We start from the raw sequence: 18,836 nt of genomic DNA on the forward strand, positions 1-18,836 counted from the left end.
AGTTGATAAGTAGCTACACTTAGCACTTTAAAAACTCAGCCTGTACTAGAATTTATTGCAAATGAATACTCAACGCGAACAATTGATACAATCTTGGATTGCTTCTGTACTCGGTTCAGATCAATTTGAAACTCATTTTTTAGCAGGCGATGCCAGTTTTCGTCGTTATGCACGAATCAAACTGAATAATAAAACATTTATGCTAATGGATGCACCACCAGAAAAAGAAGATTGTGTGCCTTTTGTGACGATAGATGAATTTTTTGATGCGAATGGTGTTCGCGTGCCTCACATTGTGGCGAAAGATCTGGAAAATGGTCTATTACTGCTCGAAGATTTCGGCAATGTGATGCTGTCTGATCTGCTCAATAACGACACTGTCGATGCTTATTATGAGCAGAGTTTTAAACAGTTAGTTCAGTTACAGTCTATTCAAGGCCAAGGTCATTTTCCTGAGTATTCTTATGAAAAACTGATCTCGGAAATGGAATTGCTGACTGACTGGATGTTGCCCGCTTTAAAAGTCATTCCGACCGCAGCGGAAAGTGCGCTGATTAAGCGTACCTTTGCCATTCTGGCGAATGCAGCATTAGCTCAACCTCAAGTGATTGTGCACCGTGATTTCCATAGCCGTAACCTGATGCAGATTGCAGGTGAAACAGATCTGGGCGTGATCGATTTTCAGGATGCGGTAATTGGTGCGGATACTTATGACCTGATCTCGATTACCCGCGATGCCTATGTACAGTGGAATGCTGACCGTGTCTATCGCTGGTTTGAAATTTTCTATAACTTATTGCCGGCTTCTGCCAAAGAGGGTCGTGATTTTGGTCAGTTCAAGAAAGATGCCGACATGATGGCCATTCAACGTCATATCAAGATTTTAGGTATTTTTGTGCGCCTGTTTGAACGTGATGGTAAATCGGGATATTTGAAAGATTTGCCGCGTGTGATGTGGTATCTGCTGGAAGAAAGTAAACCTTATGCACAATTGCAGCCATTTATGCAATTTATCAATGAGCGTGTATTGCCAGCCTTTGAAGAAAAATATGGATCATATGAGGTGGCTGCATAAATGAAAGCGATGATTCTGGCTGCAGGCCTAGGTAATCGCATGCGCCCTTTAACGCTGCATACACCAAAGCCACTCTTAGAAGTAGGTGACAAGCCTCTGATCGTCTGGCATATCGAAAAGCTGGCGGCGATCGGTGTCAATGAAATTGTCATCAATACCGCATGGCTAGGTGAAAAACTTGTGGAAGCTTTGGGGGATGGTTCGCAGTTTGGTGTCAAGATTTTATGGTCACATGAAGGTGAGGGGCTGGAAACTGCTGGTGGTATTATCAACGCTTTGCCTTTATTAGGTGATCAGCCTTTTATTTTAGTGAATGGTGATGTCTGGACCACCATGGATTTTGCGCCATTATTGACAGTGGAGCTGGGTGAAAACTTGGCACATCTGGTGTTGGTGCAAAATCCACCTCAGCACCCACAAGGTGATTTTAGCCTGGCTGAAGGTAAAGCTTATACCTTTGATCAGAATGTTCAGGGTGAAAATCTGACCTTTAGTGGTGTATCTGTGATTGACCCGAAAATGTTTGCAGGTCTGGAAGCAGGTAAGCGTCCACTGGCGCCATTACTCAAAGAGGCGATGCTGGCAAATCAGGTTGCTGCATCAAAGCTGATGGGTAATTGGGTTGATGTAGGGACACCAGAGCGTTTAGCTGTACTGGATGCTGAAATTCGTGAAGGGAAATATGCTTAAGTGAATATTCACTAAGCACTCCCTACTGTGCCAATATAGAGAAAGCGGTATACTTTCTTCTAATTTTTTCGAGCGTTAATTGTTTATGCATACGTTTTTTCAGGAATTAAAGCAGGGTAGCCAGGCTTTAGGTTTAGCATTGAGTGATGAAACTTTAAATTTATTACTCAAGTACCAGGACGCTTTGGTGCTGTGGAATAAGGCATACAATCTGACTGCCATTCGTGACCCGAAAGAAATGCTGGTCAAGCATCTGCTAGACAGCTTAAGCATTTTAAAGGATCTGCCATCAGGTCGTCTGCTCGATATTGGTACCGGCGGCGGGATGCCAGGCATGATCATTGCATTATGTCAGCCGGAACGTAACTGCGTACTATTAGATTCAAATGGCAAGAAAATCCGTTTCCTGAAGCAGTTTATTGCTGACCTGAAATTGCAAAATGTGATTGCGGTGCAAACACGCGTTGAAAATGAAGACAGTATTAATGAACTCGGTCAGTTTGATGTGATTACCAGTCGTGCCTTTGCATCATTGACCGATTTTGTAAACGCATCAAAACCTTATATGCATGAGCAAAGTATTATTGCTTCCATGAAAGGTCTGATTCCACAAGATGAAGTTAGTGCTTTAAAAGATGAATTCAGTTGTGAGATTATTGAACTAAAAGTTCCGCGCTTAGACGAACAACGTCATTTACTTTTATTAAAACGTATTTAAGATTTTCAAAGGAATTGGGGTCAACATGGCACAAATTATTGCGATTGCAAACCAGAAGGGTGGCGTTGGCAAAACCACAACCGCAGTAAATTTGGCGGCATCTCTCGCAGTATTAAAAAAACGTGTGCTGCTTGTGGATATGGATTCACAAGGTAATGCTACGATGGGCTCGGGCATTCAGAAAAATGACTTACTTTATTCAGTAACAGATGTGTTGCTTGGTGAAGTGCCGATTGAAACGGCAATTACTAAGGCGGAAGTTGGATATAAAGTATTAGGCGCCAACCGTGATCTGGCTGGCGTAGAGCTGGCAATTGCCGAACAGGAAGGCCGTGAATTTATTCTGCGTGATGCCCTGCAGGAAATTGAAAAATCATTTGATTATATTATTGTAGATTGTGCACCAAGTTTAAGCCTGATTACCGTGAACGCCTTAGCTGCCGTGGATGGCGTGATTATTCCAATGCAATGTGAGTATTATGCATTAGAAGGATTGGCTGATTTGACTCAGACCATTGACCGGATTCAGCAGGCTTTAAATCCTGATCTACAAATCGTGGGTGTATTACGTACCATGTATGATGCGCGTAATGCACTGACACGTGATGTCTCTGAAGAATTACAACAATATTTTGGCAAGAAACTTTACGATACCGTGATTCCACGTAATATCCGTCTGGCTGAAGCACCAGCACATGGTTTGCCAGTGATTTATTTTGAAAAAAGTTCCAAGGGTGCAGTTGCTTACCTTAATCTGGCGGCTGAAATGTTAAAGAAAAGCAAAGTGAAAAAAGGAAGTAAAGCATGACCGTGAAGAAACGTGGACTCGCCAAAGGTCGTGGTTTGGATGCATTACTGGGGTCAATTCAAAAAGAAAAATTACAGCTTGAAGCACAAGGTCTGGATCATGGTCAGCTGAAGCAGATTGATGTGAACCTGTTGAAACGTGGTGAATACCAGCCACGTCGTTATATCAATGAACAGGACTTGCAGGAATTGGCTGCTTCAATTGAGAAGCATGGCATCATGCAGCCGATCGTCATCCGTCCGGTAGATGATGAACGCCATCCTTATGAAATTATTGCGGGTGAGCGTCGCTGGCGTGCAGCACAATTGGCAGGCCTTACAGAAGTTCCTGCGATTGTGCGTGATCTGAATGATCAGGTGGCAATTGCGCTGGCTTTGATTGAAAATATCCAGCGTCAGGATCTGAATCCAATTGATCAGGCAATGGCGCTGCAACGTTTCCATGAAGAATTTGGTCTGAGCCATCAGGAAATTGCCGATACTGTAGGCAAGGCGCGTACGACAGTCAGTAATTTACTGCGTTTGCTGACCTTGGCTGAAGAGGTCAAAGACTTTATGCAGCAAGGGCTGCTTGATATGGGGCATGCCCGTGCGATCCTGACTTTGAAAGCCAAAGACCAGCTGAAAGTGGCTGAAATGGTAATTGAGAAGAGCTTGTCCGTACGCCAGACTGAGCAATTAGTGCGTGATTTTAATACTCCAAAACAGGATAAACCAAAGCCAGTCGTAGCGCCGGATATTCAACAACTGACACAACGTCTGTCAGAACGTTTTAGTGCAGAAGTAAAAATTGATTATAACAAGCAGGGCAAAGGCAAACTGGTCATTAGCTATCATTCATTGGAAGAGCTAGACGGTATCCTTTCGATCCTGGATGACGAATAAAACTTGATTCTTGATTGGGGATAAATCAGATGTGGGAATTGGTAAAAGCAGGTGGGTGGCTGATGCTACCCCTCGTATTATGTTCGATTTTCATGGTGGCCATCTCATTAGAGCGATTTATTCGCCTAAAAAAGAGCCTGATATTACCTAAAGCGCTTTTGATAGGTCCCGGGCAAAATGCCAATCAGGTGATGCAAAAACTAAATATGGATAAATCCCTGCAAGGGAGTACATTAGGCCGTGTTTTTGCAGCAGGTGCTGCCAGCCAGCAACAGACCGAGCAATATGCACGTGCCCAGATGGAAGTCGTTGCTTCGCAGGAAATTGGTTATCTGGAAAGAAATATCAATTTTTTGGGAACTTTAAGTGCAGTTGCACCTTTGCTGGGTTTGCTCGGTACAGTGATCGGAATTATTGAATCTTTTCTTATGATTGACGTGGGTACTACCAGCGATCCAGTGCTGATGATGCCGGGGATTTCCAAGGCGTTAATTACGACAGCTGCCGGGATGCTGATCGCGATCCCTGCCGTATTTGCACATCGTTATTTCCAGCGTCTGGTACAGGAATATGTAGCTGAGCTGGAGCAGCAGGCGACTTTATTTCATGCTGACCTGTTTTATTCGCATGCTTCAGAAGCGGATGAAATTCTTCAGAAGGCGAGCTGAGGTGAGTCATGAAATTCAAACGCAATCAGGTTGAAGATGTTCATATCAACCTCACTCCGATGATTGACTGTCTGTTATTTATCTTGGTATTTCTATTGCTTTCTACGACTTTCAGTCAACTCAGCCGTATGAATTTGACCTTGCCAGACGCGCAAGGAGTTCCACCGAAAAACTTTGATCAAAAGGTTGAAGTCACTGTGGATGCAAATGGGCACTATGCAGTGAATGGGCAGTCATTGGCGAGCAAAGAAGTGGCTGATTTAAATACCGCAATTAAACAGATTTCTAACGAACGACGTGATTTAATGTTCGTGATTGCTGCTGATGCAAAAGCAGCACATCAGGATGTGATTCGCGTTATGGATGTTGCAGGGCAACTTGGCTTTGTGAACATCAACATTAGTACGAAAGTACCTACCCGAGGTTATTAGTGAAGCAAGATTTAAAAGTCTATTTACGTCTTCTCAGTTATTTAAAACAATTTTGGGGATTGGCCTTACTGGTTATCCTGGGTTTCGCCATCAATGCTGCAACAGAAGTCTCTGTTGCCAAGTTGCTGGAATATATTATTGAAGCGATTCAGACTCGTGATCAGGGTTTTACGACGATCTTCCCGTTTCTGGTGGTCTTGCTGATCTTTTTCCGCGGTGTAGGTTTGTTTTTAGGTGGCTATTTTACTGCAGTCATTTCCCGAAATCTGGTCTTTAATATTCGTCAGGAAGTCTTTGCCAAGCTGATGCGTCTGCCTTCGCAATATTTTCTGGATAATACCAGTGGTCATATTAGTGCTAAAATCATGTATAACGTTGAGCAGCTGACTGCTGCTTCAAGTGATTCATTTAAAGTGATTGTACAGCAAGGTCTGATCACAATCGCGCTGATTGGTTATCTGCTTTATACAAACTGGCGTTTAACGTTAATTATTCTGATTTTTGCACCGATCATTGGTCTGCTTATTCGCAAAGCTGCACAGCGTATGCGTAAGCTGTCCAAGCAAGTGCAGAACACCATGGGGGATGTGAACCATGTGGTACAGGAATCTGTAAATGCCAATATGGTGGTAAAAGCCTTTGGCGGTCAAGCGTACGAGCAGGAACGTTTTAGAAAGCACTCTCTAGAAAACTTGCGTCGTGGCTTGAAAATGGTTGTGGTGAAAGAGCTCAACAGCCCGATCGTACAGCTCATTATGTCTATTGCGTTGAGTATTGTCATGTTCCTGGCTTTGCGCCCGGAAATTTTACGTGACACGACTGCAGGTGAATTTGTCGCTTATATTACCGTGGCAGGTATGTTGTCCAAACCGATCAAGGCACTTACTGAAGTCAATGAAAAAATTCAGCGTGGTATGGCGGCAGCTTATTCAGTGTTTGAATTACTGGATATGCCGGAAGAAAAAAATGCAGGTACTTTTAAAGATACTTTAAAAGGTAATATCCAGCTGAAAAATGTGAACTTGACTTATTCTGATGGGTATCAGGCATTAACCGATCTGAATCTTGATGTAAAAGCCGCACAAACAGTAGCATTGGTAGGTCGCTCAGGTGCAGGTAAAACTTCACTGGTGAACCTTTTAATGCGCTATCAGGAAGCAAGCTCCGGTCAAATCCTGTTTGATGGCAAAGACATTAAAGATTTTGAGCTGAATGCTCTGCGTACCCAGATCTCGATGGTAAACCAGCAGGTGGTGCTGTTTAACCGTACCGTGCGTGAAAACATCGCTTATGGTCAGCTGGAAGATGCTGCAGAAGAAGATATTATTGCCGCGGCTAAAGCTGCTTATGCCCATGACTTTATTATGGCTTTGCCAAATGGTTATGATACCGAGCTGGGCGCACAAGGTCTGAATCTGTCTGGCGGTCAGCGCCAGCGTATTGCGATTGCGCGTGCCATTCTGAAAAATGCACCAATTTTAATTCTGGATGAAGCAACCAGTGCGCTGGATAATGAATCTGAATACTTTATTCAGCGTGCTTTTGATGCGGCAATGCAGGATCGTACCACTATCGTTATTGCTCACCGCTTATCTACGATTGAAAATGCCGACAGTATTGTCGTCATGGATCAAGGTCGCATTCTGGAGCAGGGGACCCACCAGGAATTGATCAACCGCAAGGGTGCTTATTACCAGTTGCATCAACGCAACTTCGAGGAACAATAAGTATGTCACTGGCACAGGTCATTCAGGATGCCTGGAATACACAGGCTAAATGGCTGATTGTATTTCGACCATTGTCCTGGCTGTACCAGATCGGATTTAGCTTAAATAAAGCCTTATATGATAAAGGTTTTAAAGCAAGTTATACCGCACCTGTACCTGTGATGGTGATTGGTAATATCACTGTGGGTGGGAGTGGGAAAACTCCATTACTGATCCATTTGGTTGAATATCTAGAAAAACAAAATGTCCGGGTTGGCGTGATCAGCCGGGGTTATGGAGGTAAAGGTCCATTTCCTTGCTATGTCGATACGCAGGCGACCGCAGAAAGTGTGGGGGATGAACCCGCACTGATTGTCCAGTCGACGGGTGTACCGATGGCTGTTGGTCCTAATCGTCAGCAGAGTATAGAGCTGCTATTGTCCAAACATAATCTGGATTTGATTATTTGTGATGATGGTTTACAGCACTGGGCTTTGAATCGTCAGATTGAGTGGATTGTGCTGGATAATAATCGTGGTCTGGGCAATCAGAAACTTCTGCCTGAAGGTTATTTACGTGAGCCGGTTGAACGTCTAAAAACCGGTACTGTAATTGAGCATACGGCTTATCCGCAATCTGACTTGCATATGCATTTGGCTCCCTCACAGCCGTATTTACTCAATCGGGCAGGGTTGCAGACTTTTGATCCGAACTTACCTTTTTATGCCGTCGTCGGGATTGGTTTTCCACAGCGTTTCTATCAGACCTTGGAAAGCCTGGGTATTCAGCAATTCCAGTGCCATGAATTTCCGGATCATCATGACTATGAAATTGAAGATCTGCAGTTTGAAGATAATTATCCGATCATTACCACTGAGAAAGATGCAGTAAAGATTATGACTTTACTCAAACAGAATCCGGCATTTAATCGTGATATCTGGGTGGTGCCTGTTGAGGCAATATTATCGCCAGCCTGTTATGCGATCTTGCAGCAACAACTTGGTGAATACGGTATTTCTATTTCTTAAGGTTTATTCATTATGAAACACATTGTCATTCCTGCACGCTTTGCCAGCTCACGTCTGCCGGGTAAACCTTTATTAGAGATTCGTGGTCGTCCAATGATTCTGCGTGTGGTCGATCAGGCGCGTAAAGTAGAAGGTTTTGATGATCTATGTGTAGCGACAGATGATGAACGTATTGCAGCCGTATGTCGTGCTGAAGGTGTGGATGTTGTCATTACTTCACCTGATCATCCATCGGGAACCGACCGCCTAAGTGAAGTAGCAAAAATTAAAGGTTGGGCAAGTGATGATATTATCGTTAATGTCCAAGGTGATGAGCCGTTATTACCTGCGCAACTGGTTCAGCAGGTGGCTCAGCTACTGGTCGATCAGCCAGAATCGTCTATGTCGACACTTTGTGAGTCGATTCATCAGCTTGAAGAATTTCAGCGTGACAGTATCGTGAAAGTGGTGATGTCAAAGCACAATCAGGCGCTGTATTTTAGCCGTGCAACGATTCCTTATGACCGTGATGGAGCAAAACAAGCTGAGCAGAAACTGCATGATCAGGCTTATCGCCATTTGGGTCTGTATGCTTATCGGGTGAAGTTGCTTCAGGAATATGTAACCTGGGAAATGGGCATTCTGGAAAAGCTGGAATCTTTAGAACAGTTGCGTGTGCTGGAAAATGGTCACCGTATTGCCATCTCTGTTGCTGAAGTGAGTTTGCCCCCTGGTGTAGATACCCAGCAGGATCTGGATCGTCTGAACCAGCTTGATCCATCTGTATTCGCCTAATTTGAGAATTTAGCATGCCGCTTGATGCCACCGCACAAATTTATCCTTGGCAACAACAAGTCTGGGATACGCTTACTGGGCGTTTTCCCCAGCTTGGGCATGGACTACTGTTTTATGGCAAAAAGGGTTGTGGTAAGGAAGCTTTTACCCAGCAATTTCTAGCATGGGTATTATGTCAAAATCGTCATATGCGCAATTTGCCATGTGGTGAATGTGGCAGTTGTCAGTGGCTTAAAGCAGATACTCATCCCAATTATGTTTATATCAGTACCGATGAAGAAAACAAAAAACAGAATGCCAAAATCAAGATTGAAAAGATCCGGGATTTATTGCCATTTGTGCAGCAAACTGTTGATGGTTGGCGTGTTATTGTCATAGAGCCTGCTGAAGCACTGAATATTGCCTCTTCCAATGCTTTGCTGAAAACCCTGGAAGAGCCGGGTGAAAATATTGTCATTATTCTGCTGGCTGATCATTACTTAAAATTACCCGCGACAATTCGTAGCCGTTTACAGCATTTTGCTTTGGATCGCATTACATCAGATCAGGCCACAAATTATTTAAACGAATATTTACCAGATGCAGGATCTTCCCAACAACAATTATTAATGAATCTGGCCAATCAGATGCCGTTACAGGCGATTGAAGTGGCTCAGAGTGCCTGGATGCCGATGCGTCAGGATTTTTTGCAAGACTGGAAAAAACTGGTTATAGAAAAAAATATGCCGATCGCAATTGCGACGCGATGGAACAAAAGCCTGAACTTTAGTGATTTTGGGCAGATGTTTGAATACTTGTTGTCGGATTTGATTTGTGTCAAGCTAAATCAAGCCGTTAAAAACATCGATTTGGAATTTGATGTATTGGCTCAACAATATTCATTAGAACAGCTTTTTGATATTTATGGGGAATTTCAACAGTCCAAGCAGTATCTGGAACAGAATGTACAAAGCAATCTGGTTCTGGATCAGCTCTGTATTCGACTGATGAATCTTTAACGAACAAGGAGAAGAATATGCAATCACGTATGGGGGGGATTATTCAGGCCAATATTCCTGATATTGAAACTCTATTTGCCAGTTATATGCCATTTGTTGCAGGCGGTGGTCTTTTTATTCCTTCCAATCAGACAGTAAAGCTCGGGGATGAAGTTTTCGTCCTGACTACTTTACCTGAACAATCACAAAAAATTCCTTTAACCGGTAAAGTTATTTGGGTATCACAAAAACAAAATGGCATTAAACCACAAGGTTTTGGCATCCAGTTAAGCGGTGATAAAGGCATTTTCTTTAAAAATGAGGCCGAACGACTGACTACGGGGCTTAAATCTGCAGGGCGTAGAAGCTACACTATGTAATTCTCCCTGCTGAAAAGGACTACACCGTGTTTGTAGATACGCATTGTCATTTAACTTTACTCGACTTAACGCCTTACAGCGGTGATCTGGATCTGGCATTGGCACAGGCACGTGAAGCAGGTGTTTCCAAGTTTATGAGTATTTCGGTAGATCTTGATGATCATATCGAACTGGCCAAGATTGCGGCACGACATGCTGATGTAGGCTACACCGTGGGTGTGCATCCTTGTGAAGATGCTGCAACCATGGCGCGCGCAACTACGGATTATCTGGTTGAGCTGGCACAGCCAGAAAAAGTTTGGGCTTTAGGTGAAACAGGTCTGGATTATTTCCATAGCACTGATTTTATCCAAGAACAGAAAGAATGTTTTGCACGCCACATCCATGCTTCTCAAGTCGTGAAAAAACCGGTGGTGGTCCACACCCGTTCAGCCAAGCATGACACAGTAGATATCATTCGCGCTGAAAAATCTACACATGGCATATTGCACTGTTTTACCGAAGACTGGGAAACAGCCAAAGCAGTTCTTGACTGTGGTTATTATGTCTCTTTCTCAGGCATTGTTTCTTTCAAAAATGCGCAGGATTTACGGGATGTGGCGAAACAGGTTCCACTGGATCGCGTGTTGATAGAGACAGATAGTCCTTATCTGGCACCCGTGCCTTATCGGGGTAAATCAAATGAACCGAAATACGTTCCATTTGTAGCCAAAGCCTTATGTGATGTATATGATAAGAGCTTGGAAGAAATGGCTGCAATCACAATGCAGAATTTTGAAAATCTTCTAAGTTTCAAGTAATACGAATTAAATAAGAGCAGAAGAGAGTTATAGGGTGAAGATGGATCGTCAGGCTCAGTTTCGAGCAAGAGAAACCTTGATTTTTCAAGTAGCAGAACAGCTGCTACTTGAAAATGGTGAAGCCGGTATGACGCTAGATGCGTTGGCTGCAGAACTGGATTTGGCTAAAGGCACACTCTATAAACATTTCCAAAGCAAGGATGAGCTGTACATGCTGCTCATCATCCGTAATGAACGTATGCTGCTGGAAATGATACAAGATGCGGAGAAGGCTTTTCCAGAACATTTGGCTTTCTTCATGTTGCATCATTTGCACCATCCGGAGCGTACGGTACTGTTTCATCAGATTGAGGAACGCTTATCGACGACTGGGGTGGGCATTCAGCAATTATTTACTGAGCTTTACCAGATCCGGAAACAGCGTTTACGTCTGATTATTCGCATGACAGAAAGCTATCTCGAATCAATTCAAAGCAGTATGCCAGTACGTGATTATCTTGCTTCGATTTGGTCACTGACTCATGGTGCAGCTGCAATCCTGAACTCCAGTTTCTATCAGCGTTACCTTGGTTCTCGTGATACTTTACGTGTGGCCTATATCGACCAGGCTCTGGCTTTACCCAAGAAAATTAATTCGGCTGAGCAGTTTGTTTAAAGGCATTCCATGAAAATCCAATTTCTATCATCAAATCATGGTTTTACACTCATTGAACTGATGGTAGTAATTGTCATTATGGGAATTCTGGCATCTCTGGTGATGCTGAATATAGGTGGTGTAGATCAGCGTAAAGCGATGCAGGCACGTGAAGTGTTTATGCTGGATTTACAACGCATTTTACGTGAAGCGAATGATCAGGCTCGGGTGCTCGCCTTGCAGACCCAGCCGGCAACGGATGTCAGTCCATTTCAGTACACTGTGGTGGAATATCAAAAAAATCCTACCAATACCGATTTCAGTTTAAGTAGAACATCACAGAAATGGATTCACTATACTGAATTTAAGACCCAAGCTTTGCCAGATAAAGTATCTTTGCAGATTCAGCCCTTGGACCAGCGTTATGAAAATGCACAAAACCGGGATTTGACTATGCAGGATGCACCAAAATTGATTTGGCTTGGTAATGGGGAAGTGAAACCGGCACGGATTCAGTTTTATCTTGATAATAATGAAGTCGGTTCTGCGATTGAAATCGACCACCTGGGTAAAATCAATGAAATTTAAATATTTCAAGCAGAGTGCTGGAGCTGATGCAATCAAGTCATTTAAGGCGAGTGCTGATCGATTTCATTATGTGTACCTCGAGCATAGCTCTTTATCTTACACAGCGGTGAAGCAGCATTACACTCATCGCAGCTCCTCAAGCACAGCTTTCGGACTTTCTTGCGCGACAATGCCGCTCAGGTCGAGTATTACTCGACTTAATCGTATGCACTCCGAACAGAGTTCGTCATCTTGTGCTCGAACGAAACGTTGTTTCGTTTATCGCTGCTCCTCAAGCATAGCTTTCGGACTTTCTTGCGCGACAATGCCGCTCAGGTCGAGTGTTACTCGACTTAATCGTGCCTCAGGTTTTACCTTGCTGGAAGTCATGGTTGCGCTGGCAATCTTTGCTACCGCAGCCATGGCACTGACTAAAGTGGCAATGCAATATACCCAGTCGACTTCCCATGCCATCTTACGCACCAAAGCTCAGTTTGTTGCTTTAAATGAAGCAGCACAAATGGAAATCAATCAGGAATGGCTAACAGGAACTTCATCCCGGCAAATTACCCAGCAGGGTGAGTCTTGGCAGATTGATAAGAAATCTGAATCAACCATAAGCCCAAATGTACAGCGTGTTGATATTCAGGTCGGTATTGTCAATGCTGATACTGGGCAACTGGAATCTGGTGTCAGCAGTCTGGTGTTTTTTAATCATCGGGTGAATCAGACACAATGAAAAAAAATGGATTTACCCTGGTCGAGCTTCTGGTTGCGATTGCAATCTTTGCCGTATTGTCTGCATTGGGATGGCAGGTCTTTGATCATATCCGGGTCACGCGCGATCAAAATACCCTTCATGAACAAAAGCTAAATCAATTACAGCAGGGCTATCAGCAGATTCTGCGTGATACGGTGCAAACAGTACCCTTAACTGCAAATGTAAATGGTGATATTCAGCCAGCTTTAGTATTGCAAGATGGTCGTTTTAATTTTAGTAAGACTGGTGTTACGGATCCGTTGGAACAAGGCATTGCGCCGGATGAGCGGGTGGAATATCAATATCGGGCGGATGAGCAAAAAGTCTATCGGCTTAAATTCAGGAACCTGAACCAGACCGGACGCGATCAACCTGAATCGAGCATATTGCTAAGTGATGTAGAACAGTTTCAAATTACTGCACTGAATCCAAATGAAATCACACAATGGCCGGAAAGTGGACTAGATTTAAATCGTACTGAAAACAAGCAGCTTTTACCGAAAGGTATCAAGATCAATCTGACTGTACAGGGTGTGCAATATGAATGGTTGTTCAGTCTGCTGAACACAGATTATCTGTCAAATAATACCAATAATATAGGCAGCTCATAGGATCGAAGTATGAAGCAGCAACAGGGTATCGCATTAATAACCATTCTGGTCATGGTTGCACTGGCAACCATCCTGGCGGCAACGATTGCCAAACGTCAGGCTGCGACCGCGGAAAGTACAGCTTATCTGATGCGCCAAAATCAGTCCTTGATGTATGCCAAAAGTGCTGAAGCCTTCTTTTCCGAGTTGCTTGTAGATGATGCTGAAAATGCCGCTGATATTGATCATCTGAACGAAACCTGGGCACAACAGATGCCACCTTTTCCTGTGGATGATGGCTATATTGCTGGCAGGCTAGAGGATGAGTCGGGCAAGTTTAATCTGAACAGTCTGGTGGCTGAAGATGGAACCGTAAATGAACCGGCGAAAAAATGGTTTGAACTGATTTTGAAACGGGTTGGATTACCGGAACAATTAAGTGAAGCAGTGATTGACTGGCAGGATCAAGATGAACTGCCAATTGGTGCTATGGGAGCAGAATCCATTCATTATCAAGGTTTGCCAAATGCTGCATTGCCACCCAATGCCAATTTTCATAGTATAGAACAACTCAAGCTGGTACGAGGTTTTGAAGAGAACCGCTATAAACTGCTGCTGCCATACGTAACGGCAGCCCCGCTAAAGGATACGCAGGTGAATATCAATACGGCACCAGCGGCTTTGCTGGCAAGTCTGGATGACAAGCTGGATGTGAATGCTGTGCAACAAGCTTTGGATCTTAAATTTGGTAAACAGGAGCACTTTGCTAATATATCTGAACTTTGGCAAGTCGCTCCTTTTGATCAGGTAGCTGCTGAAAATCGTAACCAGTTTGCCACGCTATTGGGCGTAAAGTCCCAGTTCTTTAAAGCACGGATTGAAGTGATGCTGAGTGAACGTAAGCGTCAGTTTAGCAGTGATCTGATACGGCAAGATAAGCAGGTCTATGTCTCGTATCGCAGTATGGCGCCATTTTAAATTATCTTCATACTTCAGCCAGAGTGCGTAGAAGCTGTATATGATCCGTTTTGTCTATTAACGTGAACTGCAAAATTAATCCTCCTTCTTCTAGTTTTGCTTTATAATTGTAGTGAATTCACCTATTTTTTGACGACATTACGGCACATGTTAATTCGTAAGCTATTTAAGTTTGAAAATGCTCATATCGTGCGAAATTGCACATCGGATCGCTGTAAGCGTTCGATCCATGGTCATAGTTATAAAGTAGAATTATTACTGAAAGCCTCTAAGCTCGATCATGGTCAGATGGTATATGACTTTGGCTTGCTAAAAGGTGTCATCAAGGACTTTTTTGATTCATTCGATCATGCTATCTGCTTTTGGCAGGATGATAATCCCGAATACATTCAGGCCTGCAAGAATTTTAGTGCACGTTGGGTGTCATTGCCAGTATCGCCGTCTGCTGAACAGTTCTCGCGTATTTTCTTCTTTTTAGCGCAGCAGGTGCTGGCTTCAACCATTACCCAGAATGGTGAAGGAGATGTTGAGGTGTATTCCGTGATTGTGCATGAAACCGATACCGGTTACGCGCAAAGCTTTTTGGAAGATATCGAAAATGAGCAAATGGGGCTACTTAACCTGGATCAGATTGAATTTTCTGAACAGGTACAAGCTGAATGGACCGATCCTGATATGTTCAACAAGTTGAAACAGGGAATTCCATTCCACAACCCAACCGTAGACTTACAGGTAAAAGTTTAAGCTGTTTCAGTTTTAAACTGCATGACATCAATTTAGGATGAAAAAATGTCTTTATTAACTGAACAGCAAATTGCAAAACTGAATAAAGTCCAGCTGGATGAAAGCTGGAAATATAGCCTGAGTGATTTTTTACTCGGTGCAAAAATGGATGCACTTAAAAATTTTCTGATTGAAGAAAAGAAAGCAGACAAAGTTATTTATCCACCGAATCATCTGATTTTTAATGCGCTAAATACGACACCGCTGGATCAGGTGAAAGTGGTGATTTTAGGACAGGATCCTTATCATGGCCCGAATCAAGCACATGGCTTGAGTTTCTCGGTGCAAAAAGGGGTTGCATTGCCTCCATCTTTGCGTAATATTTTTCATGAGTTGCACTCGGATCTGGGCGTGCCTATTCCTAAACATGGCAACTTGACCCATTGGGCAGAGCAAGGTGTATTGCTCCTGAATGCAGTATTAACCGTAGAAGCGGGCCAGCCGACTTCACATCAAAAACGTGGCTGGGAAGAATTCACTGATCACGTGATTGATGTCATTAATGAACAACGTGAAAATGTAGTCTTTATTCTTTGGGGTGCTTACGCGCAGCGTAAAGGACAACGCATTGACCAGAATAAACATCTTGTACTTAAAGCCGCACACCCGTCGCCGTTGTCGGCAAACCGTGGCGGATTCTTTGGTTGTAAAGTATTTTCCAAAGCAAACAATTATCTTAAACAACATGGCATTGAGCCTATAGATTGGCAGCTGGACGCATGACATATTCTCCTGTATCAAAACAATATCACTCAGATCTGATTGTCGAAGAAGCCCAAAATGGATGGCGCATCGTTCGATTAAATCGTCCGAAATCACTACATGCACTGGATGAAACCATTGCATCGGCCTTGCTTGAGGTTTTTGAAGATTTTCATCACGATGACAATGTAAAAGCAATTTGGTTCGATTCGACCACCCCTAAAGCATTCTGTGCAGGTGGAGATGTACGTAAATTGCGTCAGTTAGTCATCAATGATGAAGTTGCAACTGCGAACAAATTCTTTGAGCAGGAATATGCTTTAGATCTGTTGTTACATAACTATGCCAAACCAGTGCTGGTATGGGGCGAAGGTTATGTGATGGGTGGTGGTCTAGGTTTATTTATGGCAGCACCGTTCCGTCTGGTAACGCCATATTCCCGTCTGGCAATGCCTGAAATCAATATCGGTCTGTATCCAGATGTTGGTGCAACGCGTTTCCTAGCAGACCGTGGTGCGATTGGTTTATTTACCGGTTTAACAGGTTCAATCATGACCGCGGCTGGCGCGTATGGTATTGGCTGGGCTACCCATATCTGCGATATGCAGCGTGATGCTGTTCTGCACAAAATGGTCAATGTTGACTGGGAGCATTATCCGGCGGGAGATTTCCGCGCTATTGATGATACGTTAAACAGTATGCATCGTCCTGTAGGGCCTGGACCATTGCAAAATTCACTTGATGTCATTCATAGTGTCTGCCGTGGCGTTAACTTTGAACATGATTATGAAGCGATTGTTGGTTTAAGAGATGCGCGTAGCGACTGGTTGCGTCAAGCCAGTGAAAATCTTCAAAAAGGTTCTCCAGCGACTGCTGCCTTAACTTGGTTATTATGGCAATGGGGTAAACAGGTACATTCCTGGAATGAAGTTTTTGAGCTGGAAATCCAGATTTCCGATTGGAAAATCCGTCATCCGGACTTTGTCGAAGGTGTGCGGGCACGTCTGGTCGATAAGGATCTATCTCCGGAATGGGAGAAAGGTACTGACCTGAGTCTGAAAGGTATCTTTGGCAATAATCCACCCGTCACTCAAATTGACAGCTGGAATGCGTTATTAAGACAGTATGGTGTCATCAGCTGATTCATGACTGAACATATTAAAACCGATGCAGAGTGGATGCAGTTTGCCTATGAGCAGGCTGCATTAGCGGCAGCGCAGGGAGAAATTCCTGTGGGTGCAATTATTGTTAGTGATAACCAGATTATTGGTCAAGGCTTCAATTCTCCAATTTCATTGAATGACCCTACCGCACATGCAGAGATTGTAGCCATTCGTGAAGCCTGTCAGGCCATTCAAAACTACCGCCTGCCTGATGATGCAGTTCTCTACGTGACTTTGGAGCCTTGCACCATGTGTGTAGGGGCACTGGTACATTCACGGATTTCTCGCGTGGTTTTTGGTACCACAGAGCCGAAAGCAGGCTCACTGATCAGTGCACGTAAGCTCTTTGAAACTGGCTACTACAATCATGTTTTTGAGTTTGAGTCGGGATGCCTGCAAGCGCAGTGTGCCGGGCAGCTCAGCGATTTCTTTAGAATGCGCCGGGAACAGAAAAGACAATTAAAGTTACAAGAAAAGCAAATGAATGATCAGAATCAGGCCTGAATTCTGTTTAATATTAGCCCTTAAAAATAACAACCCTAACCAGGACTTATGATGAACGCCATACAAGTAAAAAAAGAATTTCCTGCACCTTTAGCGCAGGTGTTTGACCTGTTGTCTAAGCATGCAACTTATAATGTAGCCTTTGCACCTATTCAGGTGGAACGTATCAAGGATTCTGCGGATCCTGAACGTCCTGATGGTCTGGGGTCAATTCGTAGCCTGGGTATTGGGCCGATCAAGCCGTTAAAGGAACAGATCACACTACTTGAGCCGAATTCGCGGATTGAATATAAAATTATTAAAAATCCGCTGGTGAAACATCACTTGGGTATTATCGAGTTTGAAGCAGTTTCAGCTGATAAGACACTGGTGACCTATACCATTGAATTGCAGGCTCGTGCACCCTTTGTCAGCAAATTAATCCTTGCACAGCTAAAAGCAGGGATTAAACTAGGCTTCGCGAAACTCGCAAAATCTGTTTAAACAACAATGGAAAAGCAATGACAGTTCAAATTATTACCATTGATGGACCAAGTGGTTCGGGCAAGGGGACACTCGCTGCGAAAATTGCAGCACATTATGGTTTCCATCTGTTAGATTCAGGTGCGTTATATCGCTTGCTTGGATTGTCATTGCAGCAGCAGGATTTGCTGGAATCATTAGATAGTGAACTGGAAAAATGCGTACACATTGCTACAAATTTAGACATCCAGTTTACAAGTACTGCAACCGGAATACAGGTATGGTTAGAAGGTGAGGATGTGACCCACACCATCCGTACTGAACGTGTTGGTGAGTTTGCTTCAAAAGTTGCCGCAATTCCTGAACTTAGAGCTGCATTAGTGGGCCGCCAGCATGCTTTTGCACAAGCACCAGGTCTGGTGGCAGATGGTCGTGACATGGCAACCAGCATCTTTCCGAATGCCCAAGCCAAGATATATTTGACCGCATCGGCTGAATCACGTGCGAACAGACGAGTAAAGCAGTTGCAGGGCATGGGGCTGGATGCTAAAATAAGCGACATTTTAGCAAATATACAGGCTCGAGATAAAAGAGATATGGAACGCACGGTCGCTCCGCTCAAGCCGGCAGCAGATGCTTATATTATCGACAGCTCAGAACTGGGTATCGATGAAGTATTTAATCTGATGACCGCTTATATCGACAGCCAGTTAGCTCATTAACCGAATTATCAAATTCAGCAGACGCATAGCTC

The 18,836-nt window shown here is 43.7% G+C and carries 24 protein-coding genes; all 24 read left to right on the plus strand.

The features are described from left to right. Positions 1-61: 61 nt before the first annotated feature. Complete coding sequence (locus C3420_RS04040) at positions 62-1,075, plus strand: aminoglycoside phosphotransferase family protein (protein WP_103799744.1); 1,014 nt, start codon at positions 62-64, stop codon at positions 1,073-1,075. Continuing rightward, positions 1,076-1,765, plus strand: a complete 690-nt coding sequence (gene murU / locus C3420_RS04045) for an N-acetylmuramate alpha-1-phosphate uridylyltransferase MurU (RefSeq protein WP_103799743.1) — start codon at positions 1,076-1,078, stop codon at positions 1,763-1,765. Positions 1,766-1,850: 85 nt separating this feature from the next. Continuing rightward, positions 1,851-2,483 (plus strand): 16S rRNA (guanine(527)-N(7))-methyltransferase RsmG, encoded by a 633-nt coding sequence (rsmG, locus tag C3420_RS04050; RefSeq protein WP_103799742.1) that lies wholly within the window; start codon positions 1,851-1,853, stop codon positions 2,481-2,483. Positions 2,484-2,508: 25 nt separating this feature from the next. Continuing rightward, positions 2,509-3,291, plus strand: a complete 783-nt coding sequence (locus tag C3420_RS04055; RefSeq protein ID WP_004815561.1) for a ParA family protein — start codon at positions 2,509-2,511, stop codon at positions 3,289-3,291. Further along, positions 3,288-4,175, plus strand: coding sequence for a ParB/RepB/Spo0J family partition protein (locus tag C3420_RS04060; protein ID WP_004815563.1), 888 nt, complete (start codon positions 3,288-3,290; stop codon positions 4,173-4,175). Before C3420_RS04055 ends, C3420_RS04060 begins: the two co-directional genes overlap by 4 nt. A 29-nt stretch (positions 4,176-4,204) precedes the next feature. Beyond that, the gene (locus C3420_RS04065; RefSeq protein WP_103799741.1) at positions 4,205-4,843 is read left to right on the plus strand and encodes a MotA/TolQ/ExbB proton channel family protein; all 639 of its coding nucleotides are present in this window, start codon (positions 4,205-4,207) and stop codon (positions 4,841-4,843) included. An 8-nt stretch (positions 4,844-4,851) separates the two neighbouring features. Further along, positions 4,852-5,274 (plus strand): ExbD/TolR family protein, encoded by a 423-nt coding sequence (locus C3420_RS04070; protein WP_004815566.1) that lies wholly within the window; start codon positions 4,852-4,854, stop codon positions 5,272-5,274. Beyond that, positions 5,274-7,001 carry a lipid A export permease/ATP-binding protein MsbA gene (gene msbA, locus C3420_RS04075; RefSeq protein WP_103799740.1) on the plus strand — a complete coding sequence of 576 codons (1,728 nt, stop codon included), beginning with the start codon at positions 5,274-5,276 and terminating at the stop codon, positions 6,999-7,001. The genes C3420_RS04070 and msbA overlap by 1 nt, the downstream gene beginning before the upstream one ends. Before the next feature lie 2 nt (positions 7,002-7,003). Further along, the gene (gene lpxK, locus C3420_RS04080) at positions 7,004-8,008 is read left to right on the plus strand and encodes a tetraacyldisaccharide 4'-kinase (RefSeq protein WP_103799739.1); all 1,005 of its coding nucleotides are present in this window, start codon (positions 7,004-7,006) and stop codon (positions 8,006-8,008) included. 12 nt (positions 8,009-8,020) lie between these two features. Beyond that, entirely contained in the window at positions 8,021-8,782 is a 762-nt protein-coding gene (gene kdsB, locus C3420_RS04085) for a 3-deoxy-manno-octulosonate cytidylyltransferase (RefSeq protein WP_103799738.1), read from the plus strand. Positions 8,783-8,796: 14 nt separating this feature from the next. After that, positions 8,797-9,780 carry a DNA polymerase III subunit delta' gene (locus C3420_RS04090; RefSeq protein WP_071320091.1) on the plus strand — a complete coding sequence of 328 codons (984 nt, stop codon included), beginning with the start codon at positions 8,797-8,799 and terminating at the stop codon, positions 9,778-9,780. A gap of 17 nt (positions 9,781-9,797) precedes the next feature. Then, a complete protein-coding gene (locus C3420_RS04095; RefSeq protein ID WP_004815576.1) occupies positions 9,798-10,139 on the plus strand; it encodes a PilZ domain-containing protein in 342 nt (113 codons plus the stop codon). Positions 10,140-10,165: 26 nt separating this feature from the next. Then, positions 10,166-10,939 carry a TatD family hydrolase gene (locus C3420_RS04100; protein WP_004892792.1) on the plus strand — a complete coding sequence of 258 codons (774 nt, stop codon included), beginning with the start codon at positions 10,166-10,168 and terminating at the stop codon, positions 10,937-10,939. Positions 10,940-10,979: 40 nt separating this feature from the next. Beyond that, on the plus strand, positions 10,980-11,594 hold the full coding sequence (locus C3420_RS04105; protein ID WP_103799737.1) for a TetR/AcrR family transcriptional regulator: 615 nt from the start codon (positions 10,980-10,982) through the stop codon (positions 11,592-11,594). Between the two features lie 9 nt (positions 11,595-11,603). After that, positions 11,604-12,161 carry a type II secretion system protein gene (locus tag C3420_RS04110; RefSeq protein ID WP_103799736.1) on the plus strand — a complete coding sequence of 186 codons (558 nt, stop codon included), beginning with the start codon at positions 11,604-11,606 and terminating at the stop codon, positions 12,159-12,161. 169 nt (positions 12,162-12,330) lie between these two features. Further along, complete coding sequence (gene gspI / locus C3420_RS04115; protein ID WP_171294438.1) at positions 12,331-12,879, plus strand: type II secretion system minor pseudopilin GspI; 549 nt, start codon at positions 12,331-12,333, stop codon at positions 12,877-12,879. After that, positions 12,876-13,511 carry a type II secretion system protein GspJ gene (locus C3420_RS04120; RefSeq protein WP_103799734.1) on the plus strand — a complete coding sequence of 212 codons (636 nt, stop codon included), beginning with the start codon at positions 12,876-12,878 and terminating at the stop codon, positions 13,509-13,511. Before gspI ends, C3420_RS04120 begins: the two co-directional genes overlap by 4 nt. A 9-nt stretch (positions 13,512-13,520) precedes the next feature. Next, positions 13,521-14,468, plus strand: coding sequence for a type II secretion system minor pseudopilin GspK (gene gspK, locus C3420_RS04125; protein WP_048881307.1), 948 nt, complete (start codon positions 13,521-13,523; stop codon positions 14,466-14,468). A gap of 147 nt (positions 14,469-14,615) precedes the next feature. Beyond that, the gene (locus tag C3420_RS04130) at positions 14,616-15,212 is read left to right on the plus strand and encodes a 6-pyruvoyl trahydropterin synthase family protein (protein WP_048881306.1); all 597 of its coding nucleotides are present in this window, start codon (positions 14,616-14,618) and stop codon (positions 15,210-15,212) included. Positions 15,213-15,257: 45 nt separating this feature from the next. Next, on the plus strand, positions 15,258-15,974 hold the full coding sequence (gene ung / locus C3420_RS04135) for a uracil-DNA glycosylase (RefSeq protein WP_005222516.1): 717 nt from the start codon (positions 15,258-15,260) through the stop codon (positions 15,972-15,974). Beyond that, entirely contained in the window at positions 15,971-17,095 is a 1,125-nt protein-coding gene (locus C3420_RS04140; RefSeq protein WP_004892809.1) for an enoyl-CoA hydratase/isomerase family protein, read from the plus strand. The genes ung and C3420_RS04140 overlap by 4 nt, the downstream gene beginning before the upstream one ends. Positions 17,096-17,098: 3 nt before the next feature. Next, a complete protein-coding gene (gene tadA, locus C3420_RS04145; protein WP_071320084.1) occupies positions 17,099-17,620 on the plus strand; it encodes a tRNA adenosine(34) deaminase TadA in 522 nt (173 codons plus the stop codon). A 51-nt stretch (positions 17,621-17,671) separates the two neighbouring features. Continuing rightward, complete coding sequence (locus C3420_RS04150; RefSeq protein ID WP_048881303.1) at positions 17,672-18,103, plus strand: SRPBCC family protein; 432 nt, start codon at positions 17,672-17,674, stop codon at positions 18,101-18,103. Between the two features lie 17 nt (positions 18,104-18,120). Further along, positions 18,121-18,804 (plus strand): (d)CMP kinase, encoded by a 684-nt coding sequence (gene cmk, locus C3420_RS04155; RefSeq protein WP_004815601.1) that lies wholly within the window; start codon positions 18,121-18,123, stop codon positions 18,802-18,804. The last annotated feature ends 32 nt before the right edge of the window (positions 18,805-18,836 follow it).

Origin of the sequence: Acinetobacter sp. ACNIH3 (genome assembly GCF_002918965.1) — a bacterium.
Classification (GTDB): Bacteria; Pseudomonadota; Gammaproteobacteria; order Pseudomonadales; family Moraxellaceae; genus Acinetobacter; species Acinetobacter schindleri.